Source organism: Peteryoungia algae (assembly GCF_030369675.1).
Classification (GTDB): domain Bacteria; phylum Pseudomonadota; class Alphaproteobacteria; order Rhizobiales; family Rhizobiaceae; genus Allorhizobium; species Allorhizobium algae.
The window spans coordinates 2,216,519-2,243,332 of sequence record NZ_CP128477.1 but is presented as its reverse complement, the minus strand read 5'-3'; the positions used below and the strand labels follow the sequence as shown (position 1 = coordinate 2,243,332).

Sequence of the window (26,814 nt, the reverse complement as noted above, 5' to 3'; positions counted from 1 at the left end):
TGCCAAGACTGAACCTGATGGCGAGGGTGGCGCCATCGGCGCTGTAGACAGGCGCATTGATCACAGCCGATCGCGCGAGGTGGAGGAAAGAATGAGCGAGACACGAATTGCCGTCGAGGTTGTCGCGGCCGACAATGATCGGCGCGAGGCCGGACATCGCAGCGACTATCAGAGGCTGGGTGAAAAGCTTGCCCGCAGCTCGATCGACATCGAGGCGGTCACGGCAAAGGTCGCCGAGTTCTTTGTCGCTGTCCCTTCCTGGGGCGTCGGCACCGGGGGGACGCGTTTTGCCCGTTTCCCGGGGCAGGGCGAGCCGCGTCACATCTTCGACAAGCTGGACGATTGCGGGGTGATCCAGCAGTTGACCCGCGCAACACCGACTGTGTCGTTGCATATCCCCTGGGACAAGGCGGACCCCAAGTCCTTGAAGGACAGGGCGGATGCGCTCGGGCTTGGTTTCGATGCGATGAATTCGAACACCTTCTCGGACGCCCCGGATCAGGCGCATTCCTACAAGTATGGCTCCCTAAGCCATGTGGACGCTGCGACGCGCCGCCAGGCCGTCGAGCATAATCTGGAATGCATCGAGATCGGCCGTGCGCTCGGCTCCAAGGCGTTGACCGTTTGGATCGGAGACGGGTCCAACTTCCCGGGCCAGGCCAGTTTCACCCGGCAGTTCGAGCGCTACCTGGCTGCCATGGCGGATATCTACAAGGCATTGCCGGACGACTGGCGCCTGTTCTCCGAGCACAAGATGTACGAGCCGGCCTTCTACTCGACGGTCGTGCAGGACTGGGGCACGAACTATCTGATCGCGCAGACACTCGGCGAAAAGGCCTATTGCCTCGTCGATCTCGGCCACCACGCGCCGAACACGAACATCGAAATGATCGTCGCCCGGCTCATTCAGTTCGGCAAGCTCGGCGGATTCCATTTCAACGACAGCAAATATGGTGACGACGATCTCGATGCCGGTTCGGTCGAGCCCTATCGCCTGTTCCTGGTGTTCAACGAGCTGGTGGATGCGGAATATCGCGGAGTGAAGGGTTTCCATCCGGCCCACATGATCGACCAGAGCCACAACGTCACCGATCCGATCGAGAGCCTCATTTCCAGCGCCAACGAAATCCGCCGCGCCTATGCACAGGCCCTGCTGGTGGATCGGGTCGCCCTGGAAGGCTATCAGGGCGACAATGACGCTCTCATGGCGTCCGAGACGTTGAAGAAGGCCTATCGGACCGATGTTGAACCGATCCTGGCCGAAGCTCGTCGTCGTTCGGGCGGCGCCATCGATCCTGTGGCCGCCTATCGGGCGAGCGGTTATCGTGCGCAGGTGGCCAGCGAACGGCCGACCGTCAAGGGTGGTTCCGGCGGCATCGTCTAGTCAGGGGGGCGGTCTGGTGTCGGCGCGGCGAGCGCCGGCCCAACAGTACCCAGCCGGCGCTAATCACGATGCAGCAGTCTCGCTCGTGCGCAGATATCCCAGGACAGCATCCGCAATCATCGACTTGTGGCGGCCGTAGAGTTCCGGTTCGGACAGGTCACGCTTGAAGATCGTCCCGAAGGTGTAGCGGTTGGAAACGCGGAAGAAGCAGAAGGCACTGATCAGCATATGCACGTCGATCGCGTCGGCACGGCGTTTGAAGATCCCGCTTGCCAGACCCCGGTCGATGATGTCCTGCAGGGTGCGAATGACGGAAATGTTGAGCTCGGCGATCTCGCTTGATCGCTTCATATGCATGGCGTGGTGTATGTTCTCGATGCTGACCAGACGGACGAAGTCGGGATTGTGCTCGTCGTGATCGAAGGTGCTGCTGATCAATCGGCGAAGCGCTTCATCCGGCGGTAGTTCTTTGAGCTGCAGGTCCGCTTCCAGCGTACGGATCTTGCGATAGGCCTTTTCCAGAACGGCGAGATAGAGGCCTTCCTTGCTGCCATAGTAATAATAGATCATCCGCTTGGATGTGCGCGTCTTTTCCGCAATCGAATCGACCCGCGCGCCGGACAGGCCGAATTCGGCGAATTCCTCCGTCGCGACATCGAGAATGTCCTCCCGCGTCCGTTCGGGATCATTCCTGCGCGTTTCCCTCGCCGTCTTCGTCATATTGCTCCACCCAGGTCGACGCTCCCGGCATTCATGCTGCGCGCCGATCTTCTCGTTCATAGAGCCACCGCAACAGCGCATCAAGCCGCCCGCCATTGACACTAACTAGTTAGTACATTATCGTCGAGTGCAGGTTGGGAGGCCTGAGGCAATGGCATCGTCTTGCTTCGGAAATGGGAGCCGTCATGACAAGACAGCGTGACACATTGCGGGCCGGTCTGATCGGATATGGCATCCAGCGGTCACTGACGCCTGCCATGCATGTGCAGGAGGGGCGGGCTCATGGGCTCGACTATTCTTACGAACTTCTCGACCTCAACGAGCGCGAGCGCAGTGCCGATGACCTCGAAAGCCTGGTTGTCGAGGCGGAGGAGCGGGGTTTCTGTGGGCTGAACATCACATATCCCTGCAAGCAGAAAATTTTGCCGCTGCTTACCGACATCACCGACGATGCGCGCAAGCTGGGTGCGGTGAACACCGTGGTGCTGCGGGACGGGAGGCGGATCGGTCACAACACAGACTGGTGGGGATTTTCCCAGGGTCTGCGACGGCAGCTGCCCGAGGCGGACCTGTCCTCCGTGGTCCAGATCGGTGCCGGGGGTGCTGGTGCGGCTACGGCCTTTGCCGCGCTGGAGATGGGGGCGAAGGCGCTTGCGATTTTCGATATCGACGAGATGAAATCTGCCGAGCTGGCGTCGCTGATGGCCGGTCTTTTCCCCGGCGCGCGCGTAGAGCCGGTTCGTGATCTCTCGGCCGGGATCGAAAAGGCGACGGGGCTGGTGCATGCTACGCCGATGGGTATGGACAAGCATCCGGGCATGCCGTTGCCAGCGGAGCTGCTCAGCCCGTCGCTCTGGGTTGCCGAGATCGTGTACTTCCCGCTGGAGACGGCGCTTTTGCAGGCTGCACGTCGGTGTGGATGTCGGGTGGCGAACGGCGGCGGCATGGCCGTCTTCCAGGCGGTCGGGGCATTCTCCCTGTTTACCGGTATCGAGCCCAATGCGAACCGGATGCTTGATCATTTCCAGGCTCTGACCCAGGGAGAGCCGGCGTGAAGACCTCGATTGCAACAGTCTCCATCAGTGGTGAATTCGAAGAAAAGCTCGCAGCGATCGCGCGGGCCGGTTTCGATGCGGTCGAGATCTTCGAGAACGACTTCCTCGCCTTCGATCGGTCGCCAGCGGAAGTGGGTCAGATGGTCCGCGATCACGGCCTCGCCGTTTCACTCTTTCAGCCGTTTCGCGATTTCGAGGGCATGCCCGAACCGTTCCGCTCACGCAATTTCGATCGTGCCGAGCGCAAGTTTGATCTGATGGCCGAGCTCGGCACGGACATGATGCTGATCTGCTCCAACACGTCACCTGTCTCTCTCGGTGGGGTCGATCGGGCTGCGGAGGACTTTCATGCGCTGGGCGAGCGGGCGGCCCGCCGTGGTCTGAAAGTGGGCTATGAAGCCCTCGCCTGGGGGCGGCATATCCATGATCACCGCGACGCCTGGGAGATCGTGCGTCGTGCGGATCATCCCAATATCGGCCTGATCCTGGACAGCTTCCATACCTTGTCGCGCAAGATAGACCTGAACTCGATCCGCACGATCCCTGGCGATCGTATCTTCATCGTGCAGCTTGCCGATGCGCCGCTGATCGAGATGGATCTGCTCTACTGGTCGCGCCATTTCCGCAACATGCCGGGCGAGGGGGACCTGCCGGTTGTGGCCTTCATGGCGGCTGTCGCGGCAACCGGTTACAACGGCTATCTTTCGCTGGAGATCTTCAACGACCAGTTTCGTGGCGGATCGCCCGATGCCATTTCAAAGGATGGTCGACGCTCGCTCGTCAATCTCATGGACCAGGTGGCGCGAGCGGAACCGGGGATCCGCATTCCGGTCCCGGCCATGCCGGATCGTGCGAAGGTCTCGGGTGTCTCCTTCATTGAGTTTGCAGCTGGCGACGCCGAGGAGCGGGAGCTGGAGGCGCTGTTCGGCGTGCTGGGCTTTGATGCCGTCGCCAGGCACCGCAGCAAGGCCGTCACACTCTACCGTCAGGGCGAAATCAATCTCATCCTCAACAGGGAGGAGAAGGGCTTCGCCAACGCCTCCTATCTCGTTCATGGTGCCAATGCCTATGCGTTCGGTCTCATGGTCGACGATGCGGCTTTGGCGCATGCGCGTGCCCTGAAACTCGGAGCCGAGGATTTCAGGCAGTCGGTTGGGCCGGGCGAGTTGCAGGTGCCGGCAATCCGCGGTGTGGGTGGGGGTATCGTCTATTTCCTTGACCAGAAGAGCGATCTCGCTCGCATCTTCGACGTGGAATTCGTCAAGATCGAAGGGCGGCCTGGAGTAGATGCGGATGTCGGCCTGACCCGGATCGACCATCTCGCCCAGACGACGCGTTACGATGAAATGCTGACCTGGCTTCTCTTCTACACGTCACAGCTCGACGCCGACAAGACGCCGGTGGTGGACATTGTCGACCCGGCGGGCCTCGTCCGGAGCCAGGTGGTCGAGACACGGGACGGGCGGCTCCGGATTACCCTCAACGGAGCCGAAAATCGCAACACGCTTGCCGGCCGCTTCATCGCGGAGACCTTCGGTTCCGGCATCCAGCATATCGCCTTCGAAACGAATGATATCTTTGCGACGGCTGCGGCTCTCGCCGCCAGGGGTTTCAACGCCCTCACCATCTCCCCCAACTATTACGACGACATCGAGGCGCGGTTCGGTCTCGATCCGCAGGTGGTCGAGCGGATGAAGCTTGCCAACATTCTCTATGATCGTGACGATGCAGGCGAGTATTTCCAGCTCTACTCGCCGACCTATGGAGAGGGCTTCTTCTTCGAAATCGTCGAGCGGCGCGGCTATCGGGGCTATGGCGCGCCGAACGCAATCTTCCGGATCGCAGCCCTCAAGCGTCACCTTCGTCCGAAGGGGATGCCGAGATGACAGCCCCTATGCTCCGATCCGTAGGGTCGCATCGCTTGTCTGCTTCCTTGCCGGGCCTGTGCGCAGCTTCAGTTTGCCACCGTCCCCCCGAGCGCAATCGTCAGGGATTGATCGATGTGGCGGGAAAGCGCCAAGGCGGCGGCATCGGCCGAGCCTTCGAGCATGGGCGTGAGGAAGGCGATATGCTCCGCTATCACTCTTTTTGCGTTGTCCCGGGTTACTCGAACCCTGGCCTGTGCCGTCATCCGGATCTTGATGGCCGTCACCCGATAGACGTTCGAGATCAGGCTGTTCTCCATGGAGTCGACCATGGCTGCATGCATTTGCCAGTCATAGACCTGAAGGTCGCGCAGGAAAGTCTGGAGATCGACCGTGTCGTCCGTGGTCAGTCGGTCGCTTGCCGCTCTGTGCCAGTCCACCCAGTCCCGGATGATGGCCCGGTCGAGCCGCTGGATCAGATCAGGAATCGCACTGAGCTCGATCACGCGCCGCATCTGGTAGGCTTCCCGAATGAAGGTGACGTCGAGGCTCGGCACCATCAGTCCTCGTTGGGGCAGGGTCTGCAGAAGGCCCTCGGCCTCGAGGCGCGGGATGGCCTCGCGTATGGCGCTCAGCGTCATTCCGGTCGTCTCGACCAGTTCGCGCTGGGAAATGACCTGGCTCGGCCTGAGTTGGCCCCAGTTGAGAAGTTCTTCGATCCGGCTGTAGGCCAGTTGCCGGAGGGAGCTCTCGCTTCCGGCCGAGGCTTGCCGTGCCGTCGATCTGTCTTTCATGGCTTCACACTGTTCGCGTTCGGGGTTGATAGCAGCACACTAACATGTTAGTTCGATATCAGTAAGGCAAGATCGCTGTCCAGAGCGCGTTTCAGAACGTTTGGAGGAACGGGAGCGCGGAAAGGCAACGAAGAAATCCGGCATTTTCTATAGTCAAAACGGGAGGAGACTACGATATGAAACTTACAATGACACGCCGCTTCCTGATGGCATCGGCCATCACTTTCACGGCTCTGGCGGCAGGCGGCCCGCTTTCGTCCGTGCTGGCGCAGGACAAGCCGGTCATCCGGATGTCCACACCGGCATCCGAGACCGATCAACGTTCAGTCGCGCTTGCGACCGTCTTCGGTCCCGCGATCGACGAATTTGCTACCTATCAGCCGCACTACAACGCCTCGCTCGTGCCGCAGGGGTCCGAACTCGAAGCAATCGCTGCGGGTGACCTGGAAATGTCGATCACATCGGCGCAGGAGCTTGCGAACTTTCTGCCGGAATTCTCCATCTTCGCCACCGGCTACGTTCACCGCAGTGCACAGCATCAGGTCAACGTGTTCAACGACCCCCTGATGGATCCGCTCAAGCAGAAGGTGGAAAGCGATCTCGGCGTGAAGCTGCTCGCCGTCATGTATCTCGGAAAGCGCCACGTAAACTTGCGCTTCCCGCGTTCGGAAAAGAATGTGATGACTCCGGCTGATCTGGCTGGTGTCAATCTGCGCATGCCCGGCAGTGACGCCTGGCAATTCCTCGGTCGCGCCATCGGTGCGAACCCGACGCCCATGGCCTTCACCGAAATCTACACCGGTCTGCAGACCGGCTCCGTCGATGGCCAGGACAATCCGCTGCCCACCGTCGTCGATGCGAAATTCTACGAAGTGACCAAGCAGGTCAGTCTGACGGCCCATCTCGTCGACTTGAACTACATCGCCTTCTCCAAGGCGGTTTGGGACAAGTTGAGCGCAGAACAGCAGGCGGCGGTTCAGAAGGCTGCCGAAGACGCAGCCCAGTCCGGCCGTGAAGGTCAGTTGAAGAAGGAAGACGAGCTGGTCGCTTTCCTGACGCAGCAGGGTCTGGAAGTCTACGAGCCCGATCTCAATGCCTTCCGCACGCATGTGCAGGCACAGTATGTCGGGTCGGAGTTCGCCAAGGCCTGGCCGGAAGGCATGCTCGACAAGATCAATGCTCTCGCCGACTGAGCGACATAACCAGTGAAGCGGGCTGGAGAGACATCTCCAGCCCGCTCGTCCAACGCTGCGTCCTGGCAAAGGTGACGATGTGTCCTCTTTATCCAAACTGTTTCGTACATCTGCAGAGGCGGTCGCTGCAGTCCTGATGGCCTCCATGTTCGCGACGTTCATCCTGCAGGTGCTCGTGCGCTACACGGCGCGCATGCCCTGGGTGGCCGAAAACATCCCGTTCCTGGAGCCGGCCAATTTCGGATGGACGCTCGAGTTCTGCCTTGCCGTATGGGTCTGGCTGATTTTCTGGGGGAACAGTTTTGTCGTTCGAGTGGAGGACCACGTCACGTTCGATGTACTCTTCGTGTCCGTATCCCCCAGGGTCCAGCGCATCTTCACAGTCATCACCGGGCTTGCTGTCGCGGTCGCGCTTCTGATCTCCATCGCTCCGACCTGGGATCGGCTCTACATTCTTCGGCTGAAGAAGACCGCTACCCTGGGAGATCTGTTCGGCGACTGGATCCGGATGCGGGACGTCTACATGATCTACATTGTCTTTCTCGTCGCCGTTGCAGTTCGCTACTTCTGGCAGGTCTGGAGGGCGCTCCGTGAAAGCCTCAACGATCCTGCCAATCCGGGTCAGGCGGGAGGCCAGGCATGAGCGTCGCCTTTCTTCTCTGCATCGTCATTCTTCTGGGCCTGGCCGTCATGGGGACGCCGATCGCCTATGCGATCCTGGTTGCATCCTTTGCCTATCTGGCGGCCACCGGCCAGAGCGTCGGCATCAGTGGCAAGATCCTGATCGACGGGCTTTATCAGAGCTTCATCCTGCTTGCGGTGCCGCTCTTCATCATCGCCGCCAACATCATGAATGCCGGGTCTGTCTCCGATCGCCTGCTGCAGTTCTGCGTTGCGCTGGTCGGACGTTTCCGGGGTGGTCTCGGCCATGTGAACATCCTCTCCTCGCTCGTCTTCTCCGGCATGTCGGGTTCGGCCATCGCCGATGCCGCCGGCATCGGCAAGATGATCATCGACATGATGGTGAAGTCTGGCCACTACACGCGCGGCTATGCCGCGGCGATCACGGCAGCGTCTGCCACCATCGGGCCGATCATTCCCCCGTCAATCCCGATGGTCCTCTATGCGCTGGTCTCGAACACCTCAATCGGCTTCCTCTTTCTCGGCGGGATCGTGCCGGGCCTGCTGATGGGGGGCGTGCTGATGGTTATGAATGCCTGGATTTCCCGGAAGCGGGGCTTTGCCAAGCATGAACCCGTTCCGCTCAAGGATTTCCCGGCGCTCACGATCAATGCAGGTCCGGCGCTGATGATGCCTGCGATCCTGCTCTATGGGATCTATGGCGGCGTCACGACGCCGACGGAGGCCGCGGCCGTTGCGGCCTTCTATGCGCTGATCCTCGCCACGATCTTCTACCGGTCTCTCAGCTTCAAGCATTTCTACGAGATCCTGGTCAGCAGTGCGCGCTCATCGGCGGCTGTCGGCCTGATCATCGGCGGTGCACTCATCCTCAACTACATCGTTGCGTCCGAGAACATCCCGACAGTGGTCGCCAATGCGCTTGTCGGGCTGGATGTGCATCCTCTCGTCTTCATGCTTGGCATCAACCTTCTGCTCCTGGTTCTCGGCTGCTTCCTCGATGCGTCGACGATCATCCTCGTCATCATTCCGCTGTTCATCCCGACATGCCGTGCGCTTGGTATCGACCTCGTGCATTTCGGCGTAGTCGCTGTGGTGAATTGCATGATCGGATTGATCACCCCGCCCTACGGTATCCTGCTCTTCGTCATCAACGCCGTGACCCGGATACCGCTTGCGGAAATCATCCGTGAAATCTGGCTGTTTCTCGCCGCACTTCTCGTGGCGCTCCTGCTGCTGATCCTCATACCCGACATCACCCTGATGCTGCCGCGAGCCCTCGGCTATGCCGGCTGATCAATATTATTTCCCATTTCGAGGTGCCTCCCATGCCGCATAATTTTCACGGGATCTTCCCTGTGGTGATCACGCCCTTCGACGAAGGCAATACGATCGACTGGGATGGATATTCCCGGCTGATCGAGTGGTACATCGACCACGGCTCGCATGGATTGTTTGCGGTCTGCCAATCTTCGGAGATGATGTTTCTCTCGCTGGAAGAGCGGTGTGCCCTGGCAGACTTCACGGTCCGGCAGGTGAAGGGGCGCGTGCCGGTCGTTGCCTCCGGGCATATCTCGCAGAGCATGGACGACCAGAAGGCGGAATTGCGGGCCATGGTGCAGACGGGCGTCGATGCGGTCGTGCTGGTCACAAACCGGCTCGCGGCCGCCGACGAAGATGCGTCCGTCTTCATGGCGCGCATGCAGGACCTGCTTGGGTCGCTGCCCACCGAGATGATGCTGGGTCTCTACGAGTGCCCGGCGCCGTATCGCCGCCTGCTGACGGACGACGAGGTGAGATGGTGTGCCGAGAGCGGCCGCTTCGCCTTCCTGAAGGATGTCTCCTGCAATCTCGACCACATCAAGCGCCGTCTTGCCATTGTCGACAACACGCCGCTGGCGATCAACAATGCCAATGCGGCAATTGTCTGGCCCTTCCTGCAGTCTGGCGGTCACGGTTTCTCGGGCGTCATGAACAATTTTCATCCCGACCTTTATCGCTGGCTGTATGATCACGGTGCCGCTCATCCGGAGCTGGCGGCGGAACTCGACACATTCCTCGTCCTGTCCGCAATGTCGGAGAGTTTCGGTTACCCGAAGCTCGCCAAGCACTATCACCAGCGCATGGGCACCTTCGCCCATGTCCACAGCCGCGCCGTTCCCCACGATATCACGGAGCGTCACTGGGCCGTGGAAACGATCCTCGACCATATCGCGACGGGCGCCGAGCGCTTTCGATCCAGAATTGCGAACGCTTGATGCGCACCTGAGGAACCGGGCGCCTTGCGCCTCCCGGTCGGCAAGGACAGTCCGATCGGATGCGCGATCAGGGCCCGATTGGGTCAATTTGACGGGCATGGGCGAAGGCTAATCGCTTAACACTTCACGCCCCCTGGGGCGCCGGCTCGTGATGACGGTCGACCTCGCTGGGGTGATCGCGCCCGCCCGGTTCGACGCTCATCGGTTCTGTTGCCATCAACCGGCAGTAAAGCGCCGTTCATGGAGATGGCGACCTGACCGGCAGACGCGGCGCGCTGCGTATGTCGGAGCGTAGTCCGGGGTGTATACAGCATGGCCAATCCTGAGTGTGTTTTGGCAGGTTATATGCATTGAGGCAGGCTGGGGTTGACTCGTTGTATACATTATGGCTTCCTGTGTGCCGATTGAGGAGGAGCTGTGATGTCCAAACCCACCTTTCCGCTGAATGCCTGGTATGCTGCGGCATACGATGTCGAACTGAAGCGTCAGCTTCTGCCGCGCACCATCTGCAACAAGCCAGTCGTCCTGTATCGCAAGGAAAATGGCACGCCCGTCGCGCTTGCCGATGCCTGCTGGCACCGGCTGGTGCCGCTGTCGCTGGGGCGGCTGGAGGGCGACAATGTGGTCTGCGGCTATCACGGCCTCGAATTCGACGATACAGGCCGTTGTGTATACATGCCCTCGCAGGACACGATCAATCCGTCGGCCTGTGTGAAGTCCTATCCGATCGCCGAGAGGCATCGCTTCATCTGGATCTGGCCGGGCGATCCGGCTCTCGCCGATCCCGCGCTCGTGCCCGACATGCATTGGAACAATGATCCCGCTTGGGCGGCCGACGGCAAGATGATCGAGGTGAAGTGCGATTATCGCCTCGTCGTCGACAACCTGATGGACCTCACCCACGAGACCTTCGTGCACGGGTCCTCCATCGGCAATCGTGCTGTCGCCGAGGCGCCGTTCGAGGCGAGCCATTCGGATCGCTTCGCCTATATCACCCGTTGGATGGATGACATCGAGCCGCCACCCTTCTGGCGCAAGCAGTATGGCCGACCGGGCAAGGTCGACCGCTGGCAGATCATCCGCTTCGAGGCGCCTTGCACGGTCACCATCGACGTCGGCGTTGCCGAGGCAGGCACGGGAGCCAAACAAGGCGACCGGTCCCAGGGTGTGAACGGTTATGTGCTCAACACGATCACGCCGTCGACGGACAATACCTGTCTCTACTTCTGGGCCTTTGCCCGCAACTATGATCTCGGCAATCAGGCTCGTACCCATGAGCTTCGGGAAGGGGTCGCTGGTGTTTTCCGTGAGGATGAGGTTGTGCTCGAGGCGCAGCAGCGGGCGATCGAGGCCAATCCCGATCATCAGTTCTACAACCTCAACATCGATGCCGGGTCGATGTGGGCCCGTAAGCTCATCGACCGGATGATCGATGCGGAGCTTACACCACAGCTTGGCCCCCATTCCGTTGCGGCGGAGTGACGGCATGGGTCCCGAGACAGAAAAAGCCCCCAAGCAGCAGACTGCCAAGGCACTTCTGGGGCTCCGGGATCTCATCCTGACCGGCGAGATCGAACCGGGCGAACGCTTGTCGGAGGTCGCACTCGCGGAGCGCCTCTCTGTGTCCCGCACGCCGCTGCGTGCCGCCCTGCAGCGGCTGGAGCAGGAGGGGCTGGTCGCGCTTATCCCCTCCGGCGGCTATGCCGTGCGCTCCTTCAGTCGGCAAGAGGTGATCGATGCCATCGAGTTGCGCGGTGTTCTGGAGGGCACTGCTGCGCGGCTTGCTGCCGAGCGGGGTGTGACGCCGGCACGGATGAAGGCCATTCGCGAGGTTGTGGCCCAGCTGGACGAGGTCCTGCAAGCCGAGGCCCGCGCGATGGATTTCGAGCGTTACGAGGCGCTTAACGGCAAGTTCCATCGGTTGCTCTGGGCTCTCGCCGGCAGTGAGGTTTTGCGGCGGGAAGTCGAGCGCATGACGAGCCTGCCCTTTGCGAGCCCCAATGCCTTCGTGAACACGGAATCGAATGCGCCGGCCTTCTATAGGACGCTGATCGTGGCGCAGGCGCAGCACAAGGCGATCGTGGCGGCGATAGAATTGCGGGAGGGCGCACGCGCCGAGGCCTTGGCGCGTGAACATGCGCGCCTGGCGCGGCAGAACCTGGATTTCGTGCTTGAGGAGCAACCCGATCTGCGCCGTAAGGTGCTGGCGCTTGCCTTGATGGCGGGCTGATCGGTTTGGCAAGGTAAAGTTGAGGGAGGACTTCATGCGTTCCAAGCTGGAATGGCGCCCGGCGCGTGTCATTCAGATCGAGACCCCTGCCGAGGATGTGCGGGCTGTGACCTTTGCGGTCGAGGGGCTGCGGTCCGCCTTCGATCCCGGCTCGCATACCAATATCAAGGTCGTCATCCGAGGCGAGCCGGCCATCCGGACTTATACGGTGCTGCCGAGTGCGCCGGGGACCTCGACGATCGCGGTCAAACTGCACCCCAACAGCCGCGGCGGATCGGCTTTCATCTGGGGCATGGCGGTCGGTGACGAAACCGAGATGACCGAACCGGAGAACCGCTTCGAGCTGTCCTGGCGGGCCTCGCGCTATCTGCTGATCGCCGGCGGTATCGGCATCACGCCCATCTACGGGATGGCGAAGGCGCTTGTCGGGCGCGGGCAATCCGTTCGGCTGATCTATGGCGCCAAGAGCCGGGCGCAGATGGCATTTGCCGACGAACTGGGCGAATTGCTCGGGGACGGGCTGGAAGCCTACATCCAGGATGAAGGGCGGACCTTCGATCTCGCAACCGAGTTCGCAGCGCTGCCGGCCGATGGCGAGGCCTATATCTGCGGTCCGCATGGTCTGCTCGAGGCTGCGCGAAATGCCTGGCGGAAAAGTGGGCGGTCCATGAGCCGTCTGCGCTTCGAGGTCTTCGGGGACAGTGGGCGTTTCGCCGAGCAGCCTTTTTCGGTCACCATTCCGCAATATGGCCGGACGTTCGAGGTGCGTGCCGACCAGACCATGCTGGATGCGCTGACGGAGGCAGGCATCGACATGGTCTATGACTGTCGGCGCGGCGAATGTGGGCTCTGCGCTGTCAACATCGTCGACGCCTCGGCGCCGCTCGATCATCGCGATGTGTTCTTCTCTCCCGAAGAGCGGCACGAAGGCGAGAAGATGTGCGCCTGTGTCTCGCGGGCCGTGGGCGGCAACGTCACGATCGACACGGGCTATCGTCTGGAAGCGCGTCGCGTCTGAGCACATGGCGTGCGCGGCGCCTCAGCCGCTTTCGCCCTCGATCAGCGTCATCGGCCAAAGGCGGCGGCGGACAGCGTCTGGGTAGTGATGGGCGAAGTCCGGCATGGTGGCGAGCAGGCTTTCGGCCAGTGCCACGCCGAGCGCCCTCAAATCCGGACGGAAGCAGGTGAGAACCGGGTTCAGAAACTGTGCCTGGGGGCTGTACTGGCCAATGACGGCGATGTCCTTTCCAGGCTTCAATCCGACTTCCTGCAGGCCGCGATAGAAACCGACCACGGTTGCCTCGTTGAGGAGGATGATCGCGGATGGCCGATCGCGCGACTTCATCACCTGCTGGGCAACGTTGTAGCCGCCCGGCTCGTTCGGGCCCGAGCGATAGACATTGGCCGGGTCGAGCTCGAGCCCGTGACGGGCAAGCACGACGCGGCAGTGGTTTTCGAAGACGTGGCCAAGGTTGATGTCGCCATGCGGTCGGCTCATCGCGATCCGCCTGTGACCCTTGGCGACAAGACGTTCGACCGCATCTTCTGCCATGCCCTCGAAATCCAGATCGTACCAGGGCTGTCCGACATCGGTCTGGCTTCGCCCCAGTGTGATGAAGGGAATCTTCGTTTTCTGCAGGAGCTCGAAGCGCGGATCCTGAAATCGGGTCGCCGACAGGATAATGCCATCGGCGAAGCCTCGCGCAACGATACGTTTCAGATAGTCATCGGGATCTTCTTCCGACGAGCAGAGCAGGGCGACCAGATCAAGCTTGTGGCGGGTGAGCACGGTCTGCATGCCGTCGAAGACGCGCAAGAAGAACGTGTCGCCCTGGCCGGTGATGTCGTGGCCGGTCTGCATCATGAAGCCGATGATGCCGGTCGCGCCCTTGCGCAGAGAGCGTCCTGCCTGGTTCGCGACATAGCCCAGTTGTTCGGCCGCTTCCAGTACGCGCCGCCGCGTCTCCTCATTGACATCGGGCTTGCCGTTCAGGGCGCGGGACACGGTGCCAATCGATATGTCGAGGTGTTCGGCCAGTTGCCGGATGCCCTTCATCTATCCCTCCGCTGAAACGCCGTCCGTAATCGTTTACGAAATCTCTATTGACACATCGATCGTCTGCTTCATAGTGTCGTAAACGTTTACGATATGTGCGGAGAGGGAGTTCCGCTCATCCTTTGGGAGGATAGCAGTGACGTTAAGGGCCGTTTTGTGCGGATGCGGAGCTATGGCCAAGGGCTGGCTCCGGGCGCTTCAGTCTTCCGAGCTTCGGAGCGAGGTCGAGATCGTCGGCCTCGTTGATCTCGACCTTTCGGTGGCAAGAACACTTGCAGCCGAGTTCGGTCTTGATCGTGCCGATATCGGAACAGATCTGGCCACCGTTATCGAGACGACGCAGGCGGACATGGTTTTCGACGTGGTCGTGCCGTCTGCCCGCTCTACCGTCGTCTCGACGGCGCTCCGGCGCGGCTGCCACGTTCTCTCGGAGAAACCGCTTGCGGCATCCATGGCGGAGGCAAAGGCTCTGCTCGCGCTTGCTGCGGAAACAGGCCGCGTGCATGCCGTTGTGCAGAACCGCCGCTTCATCTCCGGCATCCGGCGCCTGCGCCGTGCCGTGGAGGACGGGCTCGTCGGAGAAGTGAGCGGCATACACTGCGACTTTTTCATCGGGCCTCATTTCGGCGGTTTCCGCGAGGCGATGGACAATGTCCTCCTGCTGGACATGGCCATCCACACCTTCGATGCGGCCCGTTTCATCTCGGGAAGGCAGCCGCTCACGGTCTATTGTGTCGAAAGCAATCCTTCAGGGTCATGGTACGCGCATGGCGCATCGGCCAATGCCATTTTCAAGCTTTCCGGCGGCGCCGTCTTCACCTATCGCGGCTCATGGTGCGCAGAGGGCCGACGTACGAGCTGGGAGAGCGCCTGGAGGCTGGTCGGCTCCAAGGGCATGATCACCTGGGACGGGGAGGAGGCCTTCGAGGCGACAATCGCCGGCGGCGAGCCAGGTTTGCTGCGCGGCCATCAGGTGCTGGCCATCCCATCGGCACCCGACGAGAACCAAACACATGGGCACGCAAGCGTGCTCGTTGATTTCATCCGCGCGGTCAAATCCGGACGTCGACCGGAGACCGCGAGCGACGACAATATCAAGAGCCTTTCCATGGTGTTCGGCGCGATCGAAAGCGCCCGGACCGGACTTCCCGTCAGCATTTCAGTCGAAGGACATTGAGCCCGTGAGCAATCCTGCAAAATCCATCCGCATCGGAACCATGGTCAGCGCCAGCGGCGGCAAGGCGGCCGAGCGGATCGGTCAGATCACCGACATGGGCTTCGAGAGCTTCGAGCCATTTTTCTGGCAAACTACGAATGGCCAGCATCTCGCCGAGCTCGGCAAGCGTTGTGTCGAGGCGATCGGCGATCGCGACATCACGATCTCGACGCTCGGCATGTTCGGAAACCCCCTCGAGGAAACCGACATGGACCTTCAGACGCTGCAGGGATGGAAGGACTGCATCGACAATGCGCATCATTTCGGCGCGACCTGCGTCGCCGGATTTACGGGACGCATTCGTAACCGTCCACTGACGGATAGCCTTCCGCGTTACCGCCAGATCTGGAGCGAGCTTGCGAAGCGCGCAGCCGACAAGGGCGTGAAGATCGCGTTTGAAAATTGCGCCATGGACGGCAACTGGCAGACCGGCGACTGGAATATCGCTCACAATCCGGATGCCTGGGAGCTGATCTTCAACGAGACACCGGATGATCATATCGGGCTCGAATGGGAGCCCTGCCATCAGATGGTCTATCTGATCGACCCGATCCCGCAGATCCGCAAATGGGCGCACAAGTTCTTTCACGTCCATGGCAAGGACGCGACGATCCGCTGGGACGTCATTCGCGAACACGGTGTCTTCGGCAAGCACCCCTTCGTCTTCATGCGCACGCCGGGCTTCGGCGACACCAACTGGACGGATGTGATCTCGGAGCTTCGGCTCGCCGGCTGGTCTGGCTCGATCGATATCGAGGGCTGGCATGATCCCGTCTATCGCGACGCGCTGGAGATGACCGGTCAGGTGCATGGCCTGAACTATCTGAAGAATTGCCGGGGCGGAGACTTCGTCGCCGATCCGCAATGAGACTGCCTGTCGGCTTGGAGGAAGCCGGCGAAACGACAAGGTCAAACCCCAAGGAGGAGAGCATGTCTATCAAGAATTGCCTGATGGCTGGCGCGCTGGCGCTGGCCTCCGTGTCCGGGCTCGCTATGGCGGCCCATGCACAGGAAGAAGTCACCATCACCATCTGGAGCCTCGACAAGCCGGAGCAGCCGGCCTGGAACCTCGCCCGCGAATTCGACGAGAAGGAGCCGGGCATCAAGGTCGAATATCGCCTCGTGCAGTTTGACGATGTGGTGAGCGAAGCCATGCGCGCCTATTCGACAGGCCAGGCGCCCGACATCATTGCCGTCGACAATCCGGAGCATGCGCTCTTTGCCTCGCGTGGCGCCTTCCTCGACCTGACGGACCGCATTGCCAAATCCGAAGTCATCAGCCCGGACAATTATTTTCCTGGCCCGCTGAATTCCGTCACCTGGGACGGCAAGATCTTTGGCGTGCCGAAGGCGACGAACACGATTGCGCTCTACTACAATGCGGACATGTTCAAGGAGAAGGGGCTTGATCCCGACAAGCCGCCGCAGACCTGGGCAGAACTCATCGATGCCGCGCGCAAACTGACTGATCCAGCAAAGAATGTTTACGGCCTCGCCTTCTCTGCAAAGGCGAGCGAAGAGGGCACCTTCCAGTTCCTGCCCTGGGCGCAGATGGGCGGAGGTGGCTACGAGAAGATCAATGCTGAAGGTGCCGTGAAGGCACTTGAAGCCTGGAAGACAATCATGGACGAGAAGCTCGCCTCGCCTGACAGTCTGACCCGCGGACAGTGGGACTCAACCGGTACCTTCAATTCCGGCAATGCGGCGATGGCCGTCTCCGGCCCGTGGGAGCTGAACCGCATGTCGGATGAAGCCAAGTTCGACTGGCGTGTGACGCTTCTGCCGGTGCCGGAACCCGGCGCCGAGCGCTCCTCGGCCATGGGCGACTTCAACTACGCGATCTTTTCGAACAGCAAGCATCCCGAGGAAGCCTTCAAGGCGCTCGAATACTTTGCTTCGCAGGACAATGTGATGTTCGAGAAATACGGCCAGCTCCCGGCGCGCTCCGACATCACGTTGCCGGCCACCGGCAACGAAAAGAAGGACGCAGCGCTGAAGGTCTTCCAGGAGCAGCTGCAGTTCGCCAAGGCTCGTGGTCCGCATCCGGAATGGCCGAAGATCTCCAAGGCGATCCAGGATGCCATTCAGGCGGCACTGACCGGCCAGATGACCCCGAAGGAAGCGCTCGACCAGGCGGCTGAAACCATCGCTGCCGTGACCGGGTAACAAAACGGTACGGACCCTTTCCCCGTCCATGTGGAAAGAGGCTGCCCGTACCTCGTCAACCTCCCGGAGGGCCGTCCTCGTTCCCAAATCGCGGGGGCGGCCCGACCGGAGATTTCCATCGCGATGCGGAGACCCTCATGCGCAAGATCCTGTCCAGCCTGACTGATGGCCGTGGCTTCGACATCGGCCTCGTCGGACTGCCGCTCGCCTTTCTCTTTGTCCTGTCCGGCCTGCCGCTTCTCTACAACGTGCTGATGAGTTTCCAGGAAGTCGACATGTTTTCGCTGGGCACGTTCTTTCGCCCCTTTGTCGGCTTCAAGAACTATGTCTCGCTGTTTTCCCAGCGGGAGACCTGGCCGATCTTTACCAACACCGCCATCTTCGTCGGCGCTTCGATCGCCGGCCAGTTTCTCTTCGGCTTTGGGCTTGCCCTGTTCTTCTGGACGAATTTTCCCGGAGCATCCTGGCTGCGCGGGCTGTTCCTCGTCTCCTGGGTCATGCCCGGCCTTGTCGTCGGTGCGGTCTGGAACTGGATCCTGTCCGGTGACTTCGGTGTCCTCAATTTCTTTCTTCGGGAAGCAGGCTTCATCTCGGAAAACATCTTCTGGCGTTCTGACCCGAACTATTCGCTCTGGGCCGTGGTCATCGCCAATATCTGGCTCGGGACTTCCTTCAACATGATCCTGCTCTCCGTCGGCCTGTCCGGCATCCCGAAAGACCTCTACGAGGCGGCCGAACTCGACGGCGCCAATGTCTGGCAGCGGTTCTGGACGATCACCCTGCCGATGATGCGCTCCACGATCGGTGCAATCATCTCGCTCGGGCTGATCTTCACGCTTCAGCAGTTCGACCTCTTCGCCGCCATTACCTCCGGCGGGCCCAACAACGCCTCGAATGTTGCGCAGTACTGGGCCTGGGACCAATCGTTCCGGCAATATGATTTTGCCCGCGGTGCGACGATATCCGTCATCATGATCATCTTCGTGATGCTGGCTTCGGTCGTTTATGTACGTTCGACCCGGCAGGAGGTGCGCGGATGAGCGAGATCTGGCGCAACCGACTGATGCTGACGATCGCGATCCTGCTTGCGGCGATCTATCTGTTCCCGCTCTACTGGATGTACCTCACCACGCTGAAGACGGGTTCAGCGATGTTTGCGACTCCGCCCAGCTTCTGGCCGAGCGATCCGCAGTGGGGCGCCTACGTGTATGTCTGGGAGAGCCGAAACCTCGCCCGGTACATGTGGAATTCGCTCGTCATCGCATTCGGCGCGGTGGCGCTGATCACCTTGCTGGGGACGGGCTGTGCCTATGTGCTTGCCCGCTACCGCAACGGCTGGATCGATGTCGGGCTTTTCCTGATCCTCATGCTGCAGGTTCTGCCGGCTTCCCTGATGATCACGCCGATCTTTGTCGGCTTCTCGCAGGTCGGGATGCTGGAATATCCCCGGACTGCCGTCATCATCGCAATTGCCGCGAAAAGCATGCCCTTCTTCGTCGTGCTGGTGCGCGCCACGTTCATGAGCGTGCCGATCGAACTTGAGGAGGCTGCACTTGTCGATGGCAATTCGCGGATCGGCGCCTTCTTCCATATTGCGCTGCCGCTTGCTCGCAACGGCATCCTGGTCGCCGCCATCCTGATCTTCATGCAGGCTTTTGGCGAATTCGTCTATTCGAAGTCGATCATTCAGGATGCGGAATTCCAGCCGGCGAGCGTGGGCCTCAATTCCTTCATGGGGCCGAACACCAACGAGTGGAACAACATCATGGCCTTTGCCTCGATCTATGTGACGCCGATCCTCGCAGCCTTCGTCCTTCTGCAGCGCCGGATTGTCTCCGGGCTCACGTCTGGAGCTCTCAAATGACCCATCAGATCGAACTATCCGGCGTCAACAAATACTATGGCGCCTATCACGCCCTGCGCGACATCGACCTGAAGATCCGCAAAGGCTCTTTCGTCGCGCTTGTCGGCCCGTCTGGCTGCGGCAAGTCCACGCTTCTGCGGTCGTTGGCCGGTCTTGAGAGCATTTCTGCCGGCGACCTGGTGATCGCCGGCAAGCGGATGAACGGGGTCCCGCCGCGCAAGCGCGACCTTGCCATGGTCTTCCAGTCCTATGCGCTCTATCCGCATATGACCGTCGAGGAGAACCTTACCTATTCGCTGCGCATTCGCGGCGTGAAGAAGGCCGAAGCCAGGAAGGCCGCGGAGGAGGTGGCGGCAACCACGGGGCTTTCAAACCTGCTGCATCGCTACCCACGCGAACTCTCCGGCGGCCAGCGCCAGCGTGTCGCCATGAGCCGGGCGATCATCCGTCATCCCAAGGCGTTTCTCTTCGACGAACCGCTTTCTAATCTCGACGCGGCGCTGCGCGTTCACATGCGAAAGGAGATCCGTTCGCTGCATGACCGGCTCGGCGCGACCTCCGTCTATGTTACCCATGACCAGATCGAGGCCATGACAATGGCGGATCATGTCGTCGTCATGCGCCAGGGTGTGATCGAACAGCAGGGGCCGCCGCTTGAGCTCTACGATCGGCCGGTCAACAAGTTCGTCGCTGGTTTCATCGGCTCGCCGGCCATGAATTTCATTCCGGCGACGATCGGTGCAGATGGCAAGTCGCTCGTGCTCGATCTCGAAAGCCCCCAGGCCATCGCTCTCGATCGGCCCATCCCGACGGCTTCAAACCTGATCGTCGGATTGCGGCCAGAGCACTTGCGACTGGTGCCCGATCACGAGGCCAAAATCCGGCTCCCTGTCGGCGTCGTCGAGAGCACGGGCTCGATGACCTACATTACGTCGGCCAGTCAGTCGGAAATCAATGTGGTCGTCTCGGAGCGGCAGTCTCTCCGGCATGGCGAGACAATGTCGCTCGGCTTCGATCCGGCGCATCTGCATCTGTTCGATGCCGTCACCGAAACGCGGATCGATCTTACGGAATGATCCACAGCCAGACCGTCAGATGTCCAGCGTCGTCTGGCGCTCCCAGACGGTGAAATGCGTGCAGTAGCCGTTCCACTCGTCATGCTTGAGCTTGAGATAGGCCTCTGAAAACTCCGCGCCGAGCGCAGCTTTCAGCTCGTCGTCCTTTTCGAAGGCGCGGAGCGCGTCGAGGAGGTTCAGCGGCAGCCGGGGCGCATCCTTCACCATGTGTCCTTCGCGGTACATGTCGATGTCATAATGCGGACCGGGATCGGCATTGCTCTTCAGCCCGCTCAAGCCCGCCGCAATGATGATCGACTGCAAAAGATAGGGGTTCACGGCGCCGTCAGGCAGTCGCAGTTCAAAGCGGCCAGGACCGGGCACGCGGACCATGTGGGTGCGGTTGTTTCCGGTCCATGTCACCGTGTTCGGTGCCCATGTGGCGCCGGAAACCGTCCGCGGCGCATTGATGCGCTTGTAGGAGTTGACCGTCGGATTGGTGATCGCGGCCAGGGCGGAAGCATGTTTCATGATGCCGCCAAGGAAGGTCTTGCCCTTGGCGGAGAGGCCGAAGGGCATGTCCTTGTCGGCGAAGGCATTGACCTTCCCGTCGCGGTCCCAGACCGAGATATGGGCATGGCAGCCGTTACCCGTCAGGCCCTTGAAGGGTTTGGGCATGAACGTGGCGCGCAGCCCATGTTTTTCCGCCACCGACTTGACCATGAACTTGAAGAAGGAATGCTTGTCGGCGGTCTTCAGCGCGTCGTCATATTCCCAATTCATCTCGAACTGGCCGTTCGCGTCCTCGTGGTCGTTCTGATAGGGTTTCCAGCCGAGTGAGAGCATGTGGTCGCAGATTTCGGCGATCACATCGTAGCGACGCATGAGCGCCTGCTGGTCATAGCAGGGCTTCTCGGCGGTGTCGTACGGGTCCGAAATCGCCTCGCCATCCGGCGAAATCAGGAAGAATTCCGGTTCCACGCCGGTCTTGACGCGAAGCCCGAGCTCCGCTGCCTCGGCGACCAGCTTCTTCAGCATCACGCGCGGCGCCTGGGCCACCGGCTGATCGTCCATCATGCAATCGGCGGCGACCCAGGCGACATCCTGCTTCCACGGCAGCTGGATGACCGATGATGCATCGGGAATGGCAAAGAGGTCGGGATGGGCCGGTGTCAGATCGAGCCAGGTGGCAAAGCCCGCAAAGCCCGCGCCGTCCCTCTGCATCTCGGCGATCGCCTGTGAGGGGACCAGCTTGGCGCGCTGGGCGCCGAAGAGGTCCGTATAGCTGATCATGAAATATTTGATGCCCCGCTCCGCAGCGAAGCCTGCCAGATCCTGTGTCACGTCGTTCCCCTGTTTTTATGGATTGAGACACATGTTCAGATAAGAAGAATGGCCGCATCCGTGGGAGTCGGATGCGGCCATCAGGATTTCTAGAAAGCTCCCTTGCCGGGAAACCAGCTGGTGCCGGCGAGTGGCACCTGGGCCATGGCGGCGGCCTCCATCGTGAGCGCGCAGAGGTCCTCCGGCTCCAGATTGTGCAGCTTGTTCTTGCCGCAGGCGCGGGCGATGGTCTGCGCCTCCAACGTCATCACCTTCAGATAGTTGGCGAGCCTGCGTCCGGCAGCGACCGGATCGAGGCGGGCGGCAAGCTCGGGATCCTGGGTGGTGATGCCGGCGGGGTCCTTGCCCTCATGCCAGTCGTCATAGGCGCCAGCGGTGGTGCCAAGTTGTCTGTATTCCTCTTCCCATTGCGGATCGTTGTCGCCGATCGCAACGAGTGCTGCCGTACCGATTGCCACGGCGTCTGCGCCGAGGGCCAGAGCCTTGGCGACATCAGCGCCTGAGCGGATGCCGCCCGAAATCACCAGCTGGACCTTGCGATGCATGCCGAGATCCTGCAGCGCTTGAACGGCGGGGCGGATACAGGCAAGCGTCGGCATGCCGACATTCTCGATGAAGACGTCCTGCGTTGCAGCCGTTCCGCCCTGCATGCCATCCAGCACCACAACATCCGCGCCGGCCTTCACGGCAAGGGCTGTGTCATAATAGGGTCGGGCGCCGCCGACTTTCACATAGATCGGCTTTTCCCAGTCTGTGATCTCGCGCAGTTCGAGGATCTTGATCTCCAGATCATCGGGGCCGGTCCAGTCCGGGTGGCGGCAGGCGGAGCGCTGGTCGATGCCCACCGGAAGGTTGCGCATCTGGGCGACGCGATCGGAAATCTTCTGGCCGAGCAACATGCCGCCGCCGCCGGGCTTGGCGCCTTGGCCGACCACGATCTCGATCGCATCGGCGCGACGCAGGTCTTTCGGGTTCATGCCATAGCGGGACGGAAGATACTGATAGACCAGCTTTTCGGAATGGCCGCGCTCCTCGTCGGTCATGCCGCCGTCGCCCGTCGTCGTCGATGTGCCGCCGAGCGTCGCGCCGCGTCCGAGCGCTTCCTTGGCATTGCCCGAGAGCGCGCCGAAGCTCATGCCAGCGATGGTGATCGGGATCTTCAGTTCGATCGGCTTTTTCGCAAAGCGGGTGCCGAGGACAACCGAGGTGTCGCACTTCTCGCGATAACCTTCGAGCGGATAGCGGGAGATCGAGGCGCCGAGGAAGAGCAGGTCGTCGAAATGTGGCACCTTCCGCTTCGTGCCGCCGCCGCGGATGTCGTAGATGCCGGTTGCGGCCGCACGGCGGATCTCGGCGAGCGTATGGTCATCGAAGGTGGCAGACTTGCGCGGCGGGGTGAAGGGGTTGTGGTAGCTCATCAGCTTTTCCTCGCCTCAATACGCGTCGGCATTGTCGATGTTGAAATTGTAGAGCTTGCGGGCCGATCCGTAGCGCTTGAACTCTTCTGGCTTGGCCTGCGTCACACCCGCTTTGCCCAGGAGTTCGGCGAGCTTTTCAAGATGTTCCGGGCGCATCTCTTTCTCGATGCAATCGGCGCCGAGGCTCTTCACCGAGCCTCGAACGAAGAGCTTTGCTTCGTAAATGCTGTCGCCCAGCGCTTCGCCTGCGTCGCCGCAGACAATGAGGTGACCCGATTGACCCATGAAAGCGGACATATGGCCGATCGAGCCGTGCACGACGATGTCGATGCCCTTCATGGAGATGCCGCATCGGGAGGCTGCATTGCCCCTGATGACGAGCAGGCCGCCGCGACCTGTGGCACCGGCATACTGGCTGGCGTCGCCCTCGATCACGACAGTGCCGGACATCATGTTTTCGGCCACGCCCGGACCGGCGGAGCCATCAACGGTGACCGTCCCGCCATCATTCATGCCGGCGCAGTAGTAGCCCACGGAACCCTTGACCTCGACCGTCACAGGACCATCGATGCCGACGGCAACCGCATGGTGGCCGCGCGGGTTTACCACTTCGAACAGGGTGTCATTCGAGCTTGCGCCGAGATTGTGGAGCGCGCTGTTCAATTCTCGAAGCGGGGTTTGGGAGAGGTCGAAGACTGGCATTCGGCAAGCTTTCTCGAAGGGGAGCGGATCAGGCGGCCTTGTCGTGGTCCCAGAAATAGACGGTCGCCGGTTCCGGCTCCCAGACTCGGGCGGTCTCGATGCCCGGCAGGTTGACGAGGGCGCGATACTCGGAACCGAAGGCGACATACTGGTCGGTCTCGGCCATGACGGCGGGCTTGCAGGCGATCGGGTCGCGCACGACGCCGAAGCCTGTCTTGGTCCCGACGACAAACGTGAAGAAGCCGTCGAGATCGTCCAACGCGCCGGTCAGGGCCTGGCCGAGGTCCTTGCCCTTTGCCATTTGTGCCGTGAGATAGGCGGCGGCCACTTCGGAGTCGTTCTGCGTCTCGAAACGCATGCCTTCACGGATCAGCTCGCGGCGCAGGTTGTTGTGGTTCGACAGAGAGCCGTTGTGCACCAGGCATTGGTCTGCCCCCGTCGAAAAGGGGTGTGCGCCAAGGGTGGTTACGGCGCTCTCCGTTGCCATGCGGGTATGGCCGATGCCGTGCGTGCCGCCCATGGCGCGGACGCCGAAGCGCTGTACGACATCCTTCGGCAGACCGACTTCCTTGAAGATTTCGACGCTCTCGCCGGAGCCCATGATGCGGACGTTCGGCCGGATTTCGGCAAGGACCGGACGAATTGCCGCCAGTTGTCCCATGTCGATCGCGATGACCGCATGGGTGCTCTTGAGGCAGACTTCGGCGTCGATGCCGGCCTGGGCGAGATCATCGACCAGCCCGGCGAAATCGCCTTCGGGGGTCGCCGACTGGATAGTGATCTTGGCGGTCTTTCCATCCACGCTGCCGTAAATGGCGATGCCGGCCGAGTCCGGCCCACGGTCGGTCATGGTGATCAGCATGTCAGAGAGCAATTCGCCCAGCCGAGGCTCCAGCGACTTGTCTTTCAAAAACAGACCCACGATTCCGCACATGCTGCGACCTCCGTACTTGATGAGGTAGGGCTAGCAGTCACACAGGTGAAAATCAATCGTAAGGAATAAAGTTTTCTTCGTGGGCAACTAGCGCCGTTGGGGATAGGAAATGATCGAGAGGTAGCGTGCAGGCAGGGTGACGAGTTCTTCCGGGCCGTGCGGTGCATCGGCGTCGAAGAAGAGGCTATCGCCCATCCGCATGCGGTAGAGGCTGTCCCCGTGACGATAGACGACTTCGCCTTCCAGCATGTAGAGGAACTCCATGCCTTCGTGCTGGAAGGTCGGGAAGACGTCGGATTCAGCATTCAGGGTGATGATATAGGGCTCGACGACCACGCCTGAGCTATTGTTCTCGATATGCCCGAGCAGGCTGTAGTGATGACCGGCACGGGTTCCCCGGCGCTCAAGATTCACACCTTCGCCCGCCTTGACGAAACTTGCCGACTTCGGCTCCTCAAATCCCTTGAAGAAGGCCGTGATCGGCATGCCCAGCGCCTTCGACAGCGCCTGAAGCGTTGTCAGCGAAGGCGATATGTTGCCGTTCTCGATCTTCGAGAGCATGCCGACCGACATGCCGGTGGACGCGGCGAGATCGGCGACCGTGATCCCGAGTTTCTTGCGATATGTGCGGACCTCGTGGCCGATTGCCATTTCCAGATTGTTGGCGCGGGGCTCGCGCACGGCATGGGGATCCTGCGTCAGCGCAGGCTTACGTTCTTTCGGCGCTGCCTTCGGGGTCTTGGCCATCGGTCCTCCACATGCTTCGCCAGTAATGCCGGCGTCAGCTCATGCTCTAGCGGATTTTGACACTGTACCCAATGGGCAACGTGCCCGATCAAACCCCTACGAAAAGCAGAACTGCCAGCACGAGTGCGGCCAGGAACACGGTATCTGCGACGAGAAGGCCAATGGCTCGACCACCGATCTTGAAGACTTCGGGCAGGGAGGTTTTCACGCCAACGGCAGCAATGGCGACGAGAAGGGCCCAACGGGAAAGTGTGCCTGCCCAATCCGCGACGATTGGCGGAATGGCGATCATCGAGTTCACAGCGGCAAGCAGCAGAAAGGCCACCACGAAGCCCGGCAACATCGGCGGGCGCTTGAGATCGCCGGAGACAGTGCTTCGGAAGGCGAGTGCTGCCACCAGAACCACAGGTGCAAGCATGGTGACGCGGATGAGCTTGACGAATACGGCAGTCTCACCTGCTGGCACGGATACGGAGAAGCCGGCGCCGGCAACCTGTGCGACATCGTGGATTGTCGCGCCGAGGAATATGCCGGTCTGGTGATCATCCAGTCCCGCCAGACTTGCGAGGATCGGGTAGAAGATCATCGCGAGCGTCGACAGCATCGTGACGCCGATGACCGTGAAGACCATCTGCTGGTCGGCTTCCTTGCTGCGGTTGCCGAGGGCCGCCGAAATCGCGAGGGCGGCAGAAGCGCCACAAATTGCGACCGCGCCACCGGTCAGGACGCCGAAGGGCGTGCCTTGTCCAGAGAGGCGTGAGGCGAGGATGCCGAATGCAATGGTGAGAAGGACGGCGCTGACGATCATCACGATCACTGCGGCACCCAGTTCGGCGAACATTGCAACGCTCACCCTCAGGCCGAGCAGGGCGATGCCAAGGCGAAGAACGGTACGCGAAGCGAAGTCGAGACCGGCTGTGGTCTTCGGGTCTTCGGCCAGGAAATGCAGGGCAAGCCCGATGAGGATCGCAAGCAGCATGGCCGGTGCGCCATAGTGTTCCGACAGGAAGGCCGATGCCAATGCGATGAGAACGGTCACCGAAAGTCCGGGGAACAGCATCTGCCAGCGCGCGCTCCTGGTCGGAGACTGGCGCTCCCGCTCCGGATCGGGCGAGACGGTTGACGGTTCTGGCATGGATCACCTCTGGAATTTCGCCCGGGGGATTGTCGGCAT

25 protein-coding genes are annotated in these 26,814 nt (G+C 61.2%); 16 read left to right on the top strand and 9 right to left on the bottom strand.

Annotation, left to right across the window (positions count from 1 at the left end; genetic code table 11):
* Positions 1 to 91: 91 nt before the first annotated feature.
* Positions 92 to 1,384 (top strand): L-rhamnose catabolism isomerase, encoded by a 1,293-nt coding sequence (gene rhaI, locus QTL56_RS10860; protein WP_245135714.1) that lies wholly within the window; start codon positions 92 to 94, stop codon positions 1,382 to 1,384.
* Between the two features lie 63 nt (positions 1,385 to 1,447).
* On the opposite strand, the gene QTL56_RS10855 is transcribed toward rhaI, so the two are convergent.
* Complete coding sequence (locus QTL56_RS10855) at positions 1,448 to 2,104, bottom strand: TetR/AcrR family transcriptional regulator (protein ID WP_229574828.1); 657 nt, start codon at positions 2,102 to 2,104, stop codon at positions 1,448 to 1,450.
* A gap of 185 nt (positions 2,105 to 2,289) precedes the next feature.
* Between QTL56_RS10855 and QTL56_RS10850 the strand changes: the two genes are divergently transcribed.
* A complete protein-coding gene (locus tag QTL56_RS10850; RefSeq protein ID WP_245135716.1) occupies positions 2,290 to 3,159 on the top strand; it encodes a shikimate dehydrogenase in 870 nt (289 codons plus the stop codon).
* The gene (locus QTL56_RS10845) at positions 3,156 to 5,045 is read left to right on the top strand and encodes a bifunctional sugar phosphate isomerase/epimerase/4-hydroxyphenylpyruvate dioxygenase family protein (protein ID WP_245135717.1); all 1,890 of its coding nucleotides are present in this window, start codon (positions 3,156 to 3,158) and stop codon (positions 5,043 to 5,045) included. Before QTL56_RS10850 ends, QTL56_RS10845 begins: the two co-directional genes overlap by 4 nt.
* A gap of 68 nt (positions 5,046 to 5,113) precedes the next feature.
* On the opposite strand, the gene QTL56_RS10840 is transcribed toward QTL56_RS10845, so the two are convergent.
* Positions 5,114 to 5,818 carry a GntR family transcriptional regulator gene (locus QTL56_RS10840; protein ID WP_245135718.1) on the bottom strand — a complete coding sequence of 235 codons (705 nt, stop codon included), beginning with the start codon at positions 5,816 to 5,818 and terminating at the stop codon, positions 5,114 to 5,116.
* A gap of 176 nt (positions 5,819 to 5,994) precedes the next feature.
* Here QTL56_RS10840 and dctP point away from each other — a divergent pair, with 176 nt between their 5' ends.
* The 7 genes from dctP (at position 5,995) to QTL56_RS10805 (ending at position 13,156) form a co-directional block, all read left to right on the top strand.
* Positions 5,995 to 7,011, top strand: coding sequence for a TRAP transporter substrate-binding protein DctP (dctP, locus tag QTL56_RS10835; protein ID WP_229574822.1), 1,017 nt, complete (start codon positions 5,995 to 5,997; stop codon positions 7,009 to 7,011).
* Positions 7,012 to 7,156: 145 nt separating this feature from the next.
* Complete coding sequence (locus QTL56_RS10830) at positions 7,157 to 7,654, top strand: TRAP transporter small permease (protein WP_245135719.1); 498 nt, start codon at positions 7,157 to 7,159, stop codon at positions 7,652 to 7,654.
* Entirely contained in the window at positions 7,651 to 8,946 is a 1,296-nt protein-coding gene (locus QTL56_RS10825; protein ID WP_229574820.1) for a TRAP transporter large permease, read from the top strand. The genes QTL56_RS10830 and QTL56_RS10825 overlap by 4 nt, the downstream gene beginning before the upstream one ends.
* 32 nt (positions 8,947 to 8,978) lie before the next feature.
* Positions 8,979 to 9,908, top strand: coding sequence for a dihydrodipicolinate synthase family protein (locus QTL56_RS10820; RefSeq protein ID WP_245135720.1), 930 nt, complete (start codon positions 8,979 to 8,981; stop codon positions 9,906 to 9,908).
* Between the two features lie 420 nt (positions 9,909 to 10,328).
* Complete coding sequence (locus QTL56_RS10815) at positions 10,329 to 11,390, top strand: aromatic ring-hydroxylating dioxygenase subunit alpha (protein ID WP_245135721.1); 1,062 nt, start codon at positions 10,329 to 10,331, stop codon at positions 11,388 to 11,390.
* Between the two features lie 4 nt (positions 11,391 to 11,394).
* Positions 11,395 to 12,138, top strand: coding sequence for a GntR family transcriptional regulator (locus QTL56_RS10810; protein ID WP_245135722.1), 744 nt, complete (start codon positions 11,395 to 11,397; stop codon positions 12,136 to 12,138).
* A gap of 34 nt (positions 12,139 to 12,172) precedes the next feature.
* Positions 12,173 to 13,156 carry a PDR/VanB family oxidoreductase gene (locus QTL56_RS10805; protein ID WP_245135724.1) on the top strand — a complete coding sequence of 328 codons (984 nt, stop codon included), beginning with the start codon at positions 12,173 to 12,175 and terminating at the stop codon, positions 13,154 to 13,156.
* Positions 13,157 to 13,177: 21 nt separating this feature from the next.
* Here QTL56_RS10805 and QTL56_RS10800 read toward each other — a convergent pair whose 3' ends face one another.
* Entirely contained in the window at positions 13,178 to 14,194 is a 1,017-nt protein-coding gene (locus QTL56_RS10800; RefSeq protein ID WP_245135726.1) for a LacI family DNA-binding transcriptional regulator, read from the bottom strand.
* A gap of 136 nt (positions 14,195 to 14,330) precedes the next feature.
* On the opposite strand from QTL56_RS10800, the gene QTL56_RS10795 reads away from it, so the two are divergent.
* The 6 genes from QTL56_RS10795 to QTL56_RS10770 all read left to right on the top strand — a co-directional run bounded on the left by QTL56_RS10795 (position 14,331) and on the right by QTL56_RS10770 (position 20,516).
* Positions 14,331 to 15,371, top strand: a complete 1,041-nt coding sequence (locus QTL56_RS10795; RefSeq protein WP_245135728.1) for a Gfo/Idh/MocA family protein — start codon at positions 14,331 to 14,333, stop codon at positions 15,369 to 15,371.
* A 4-nt stretch (positions 15,372 to 15,375) separates the two neighbouring features.
* Positions 15,376 to 16,278: a sugar phosphate isomerase/epimerase family protein gene (locus QTL56_RS10790; RefSeq protein ID WP_245135730.1), complete on the top strand. Its 903-nt coding sequence runs from the start codon at positions 15,376 to 15,378 to the stop codon at positions 16,276 to 16,278.
* Between the two features lie 62 nt (positions 16,279 to 16,340).
* Positions 16,341 to 17,576: an ABC transporter substrate-binding protein gene (locus QTL56_RS10785; RefSeq protein WP_245135732.1), complete on the top strand. Its 1,236-nt coding sequence runs from the start codon at positions 16,341 to 16,343 to the stop codon at positions 17,574 to 17,576.
* Between the two features lie 137 nt (positions 17,577 to 17,713).
* Positions 17,714 to 18,616, top strand: coding sequence for a carbohydrate ABC transporter permease (locus QTL56_RS10780; RefSeq protein ID WP_229574811.1), 903 nt, complete (start codon positions 17,714 to 17,716; stop codon positions 18,614 to 18,616).
* Positions 18,613 to 19,440 carry a carbohydrate ABC transporter permease gene (locus QTL56_RS10775; protein WP_229574810.1) on the top strand — a complete coding sequence of 276 codons (828 nt, stop codon included), beginning with the start codon at positions 18,613 to 18,615 and terminating at the stop codon, positions 19,438 to 19,440. Before QTL56_RS10780 ends, QTL56_RS10775 begins: the two co-directional genes overlap by 4 nt.
* On the top strand, positions 19,437 to 20,516 hold the full coding sequence (locus tag QTL56_RS10770) for an ABC transporter ATP-binding protein (protein ID WP_245135734.1): 1,080 nt from the start codon (positions 19,437 to 19,439) through the stop codon (positions 20,514 to 20,516). Before QTL56_RS10775 ends, QTL56_RS10770 begins: the two co-directional genes overlap by 4 nt.
* Positions 20,517 to 20,531: 15 nt before the next feature.
* Here the strand turns inward: QTL56_RS10770 and glnT are convergent, their stop codons facing one another.
* The 6 genes from glnT to QTL56_RS10740 form a co-directional block, all read right to left on the bottom strand.
* Complete coding sequence (glnT, locus tag QTL56_RS10765) at positions 20,532 to 21,839, bottom strand: type III glutamate--ammonia ligase (RefSeq protein WP_245135736.1); 1,308 nt, start codon at positions 21,837 to 21,839, stop codon at positions 20,532 to 20,534.
* 89 nt (positions 21,840 to 21,928) lie between these two features.
* A complete protein-coding gene (locus QTL56_RS10760; RefSeq protein ID WP_245135738.1) occupies positions 21,929 to 23,257 on the bottom strand; it encodes an FMN-binding glutamate synthase family protein in 1,329 nt (442 codons plus the stop codon).
* A gap of 15 nt (positions 23,258 to 23,272) precedes the next feature.
* A complete protein-coding gene (locus QTL56_RS10755) occupies positions 23,273 to 23,959 on the bottom strand; it encodes a GXGXG domain-containing protein (RefSeq protein WP_245135739.1) in 687 nt (228 codons plus the stop codon).
* Between the two features lie 28 nt (positions 23,960 to 23,987).
* Entirely contained in the window at positions 23,988 to 24,893 is a 906-nt protein-coding gene (locus tag QTL56_RS10750; RefSeq protein WP_245135741.1) for a class II glutamine amidotransferase, read from the bottom strand.
* Positions 24,894 to 24,980: 87 nt separating this feature from the next.
* On the bottom strand, positions 24,981 to 25,640 hold the full coding sequence (locus tag QTL56_RS10745) for a helix-turn-helix domain-containing protein (RefSeq protein ID WP_245135744.1): 660 nt from the start codon (positions 25,638 to 25,640) through the stop codon (positions 24,981 to 24,983).
* Between the two features lie 88 nt (positions 25,641 to 25,728).
* Positions 25,729 to 26,775, bottom strand: a complete 1,047-nt coding sequence (locus QTL56_RS10740; protein ID WP_245135745.1) for a YeiH family protein — start codon at positions 26,773 to 26,775, stop codon at positions 25,729 to 25,731.
* Between the last annotated feature and the right edge of the window lie 39 nt (positions 26,776 to 26,814).

Bases quoted from the DNA above. Each gene is read 5' to 3' on its own strand.
- QTL56_RS10770 (WP_245135734.1), top strand. From the start codon at position 19,437: ATGACCCATCAGATCGAACTATCCGGCGTCAACAAATACTATGGCGCC.
- QTL56_RS10810 (WP_245135722.1), top strand. From the start codon at position 11,395: ATGGGTCCCGAGACAGAAAAAGCCCCCAAGCAGCAGACTGCCAAGGCA.
- QTL56_RS10850 (WP_245135716.1), top strand. From the start codon at position 2,290: ATGACAAGACAGCGTGACACATTGCGGGCCGGTCTGATCGGATATGGC.
- QTL56_RS10855 (WP_229574828.1), bottom strand. From the start codon at position 2,104: ATGACGAAGACGGCGAGGGAAACGCGCAGGAATGATCCCGAACGGACG.
- dctP (WP_229574822.1), top strand. From the start codon at position 5,995: ATGAAACTTACAATGACACGCCGCTTCCTGATGGCATCGGCCATCACT.
- QTL56_RS10825 (WP_229574820.1), top strand. From the start codon at position 7,651: ATGAGCGTCGCCTTTCTTCTCTGCATCGTCATTCTTCTGGGCCTGGCC.
- QTL56_RS10805 (WP_245135724.1), top strand. From the start codon at position 12,173: ATGCGTTCCAAGCTGGAATGGCGCCCGGCGCGTGTCATTCAGATCGAG.
- QTL56_RS10830 (WP_245135719.1), top strand. From the start codon at position 7,157: ATGTTCGCGACGTTCATCCTGCAGGTGCTCGTGCGCTACACGGCGCGC.
- QTL56_RS10840 (WP_245135718.1), bottom strand. From the start codon at position 5,818: ATGAAAGACAGATCGACGGCACGGCAAGCCTCGGCCGGAAGCGAGAGC.
- QTL56_RS10740 (WP_245135745.1), bottom strand. From the start codon at position 26,775: ATGCCAGAACCGTCAACCGTCTCGCCCGATCCGGAGCGGGAGCGCCAG.
- QTL56_RS10755 (WP_245135739.1), bottom strand. From the start codon at position 23,959: ATGCCAGTCTTCGACCTCTCCCAAACCCCGCTTCGAGAATTGAACAGC.
- QTL56_RS10800 (WP_245135726.1), bottom strand. From the start codon at position 14,194: ATGAAGGGCATCCGGCAACTGGCCGAACACCTCGACATATCGATTGGC.
- QTL56_RS10785 (WP_245135732.1), top strand. From the start codon at position 16,341: ATGTCTATCAAGAATTGCCTGATGGCTGGCGCGCTGGCGCTGGCCTCC.
- QTL56_RS10780 (WP_229574811.1), top strand. From the start codon at position 17,714: ATGCGCAAGATCCTGTCCAGCCTGACTGATGGCCGTGGCTTCGACATC.
- QTL56_RS10750 (WP_245135741.1), bottom strand. From the start codon at position 24,893: ATGTGCGGAATCGTGGGTCTGTTTTTGAAAGACAAGTCGCTGGAGCCT.
- QTL56_RS10820 (WP_245135720.1), top strand. From the start codon at position 8,979: ATGCCGCATAATTTTCACGGGATCTTCCCTGTGGTGATCACGCCCTTC.
- QTL56_RS10760 (WP_245135738.1), bottom strand. From the start codon at position 23,257: ATGAGCTACCACAACCCCTTCACCCCGCCGCGCAAGTCTGCCACCTTC.
- QTL56_RS10815 (WP_245135721.1), top strand. From the start codon at position 10,329: ATGTCCAAACCCACCTTTCCGCTGAATGCCTGGTATGCTGCGGCATAC.
- QTL56_RS10775 (WP_229574810.1), top strand. From the start codon at position 18,613: ATGAGCGAGATCTGGCGCAACCGACTGATGCTGACGATCGCGATCCTG.
- QTL56_RS10745 (WP_245135744.1), bottom strand. From the start codon at position 25,640: ATGGCCAAGACCCCGAAGGCAGCGCCGAAAGAACGTAAGCCTGCGCTG.
- rhaI (WP_245135714.1), top strand. From the start codon at position 92: ATGAGCGAGACACGAATTGCCGTCGAGGTTGTCGCGGCCGACAATGAT.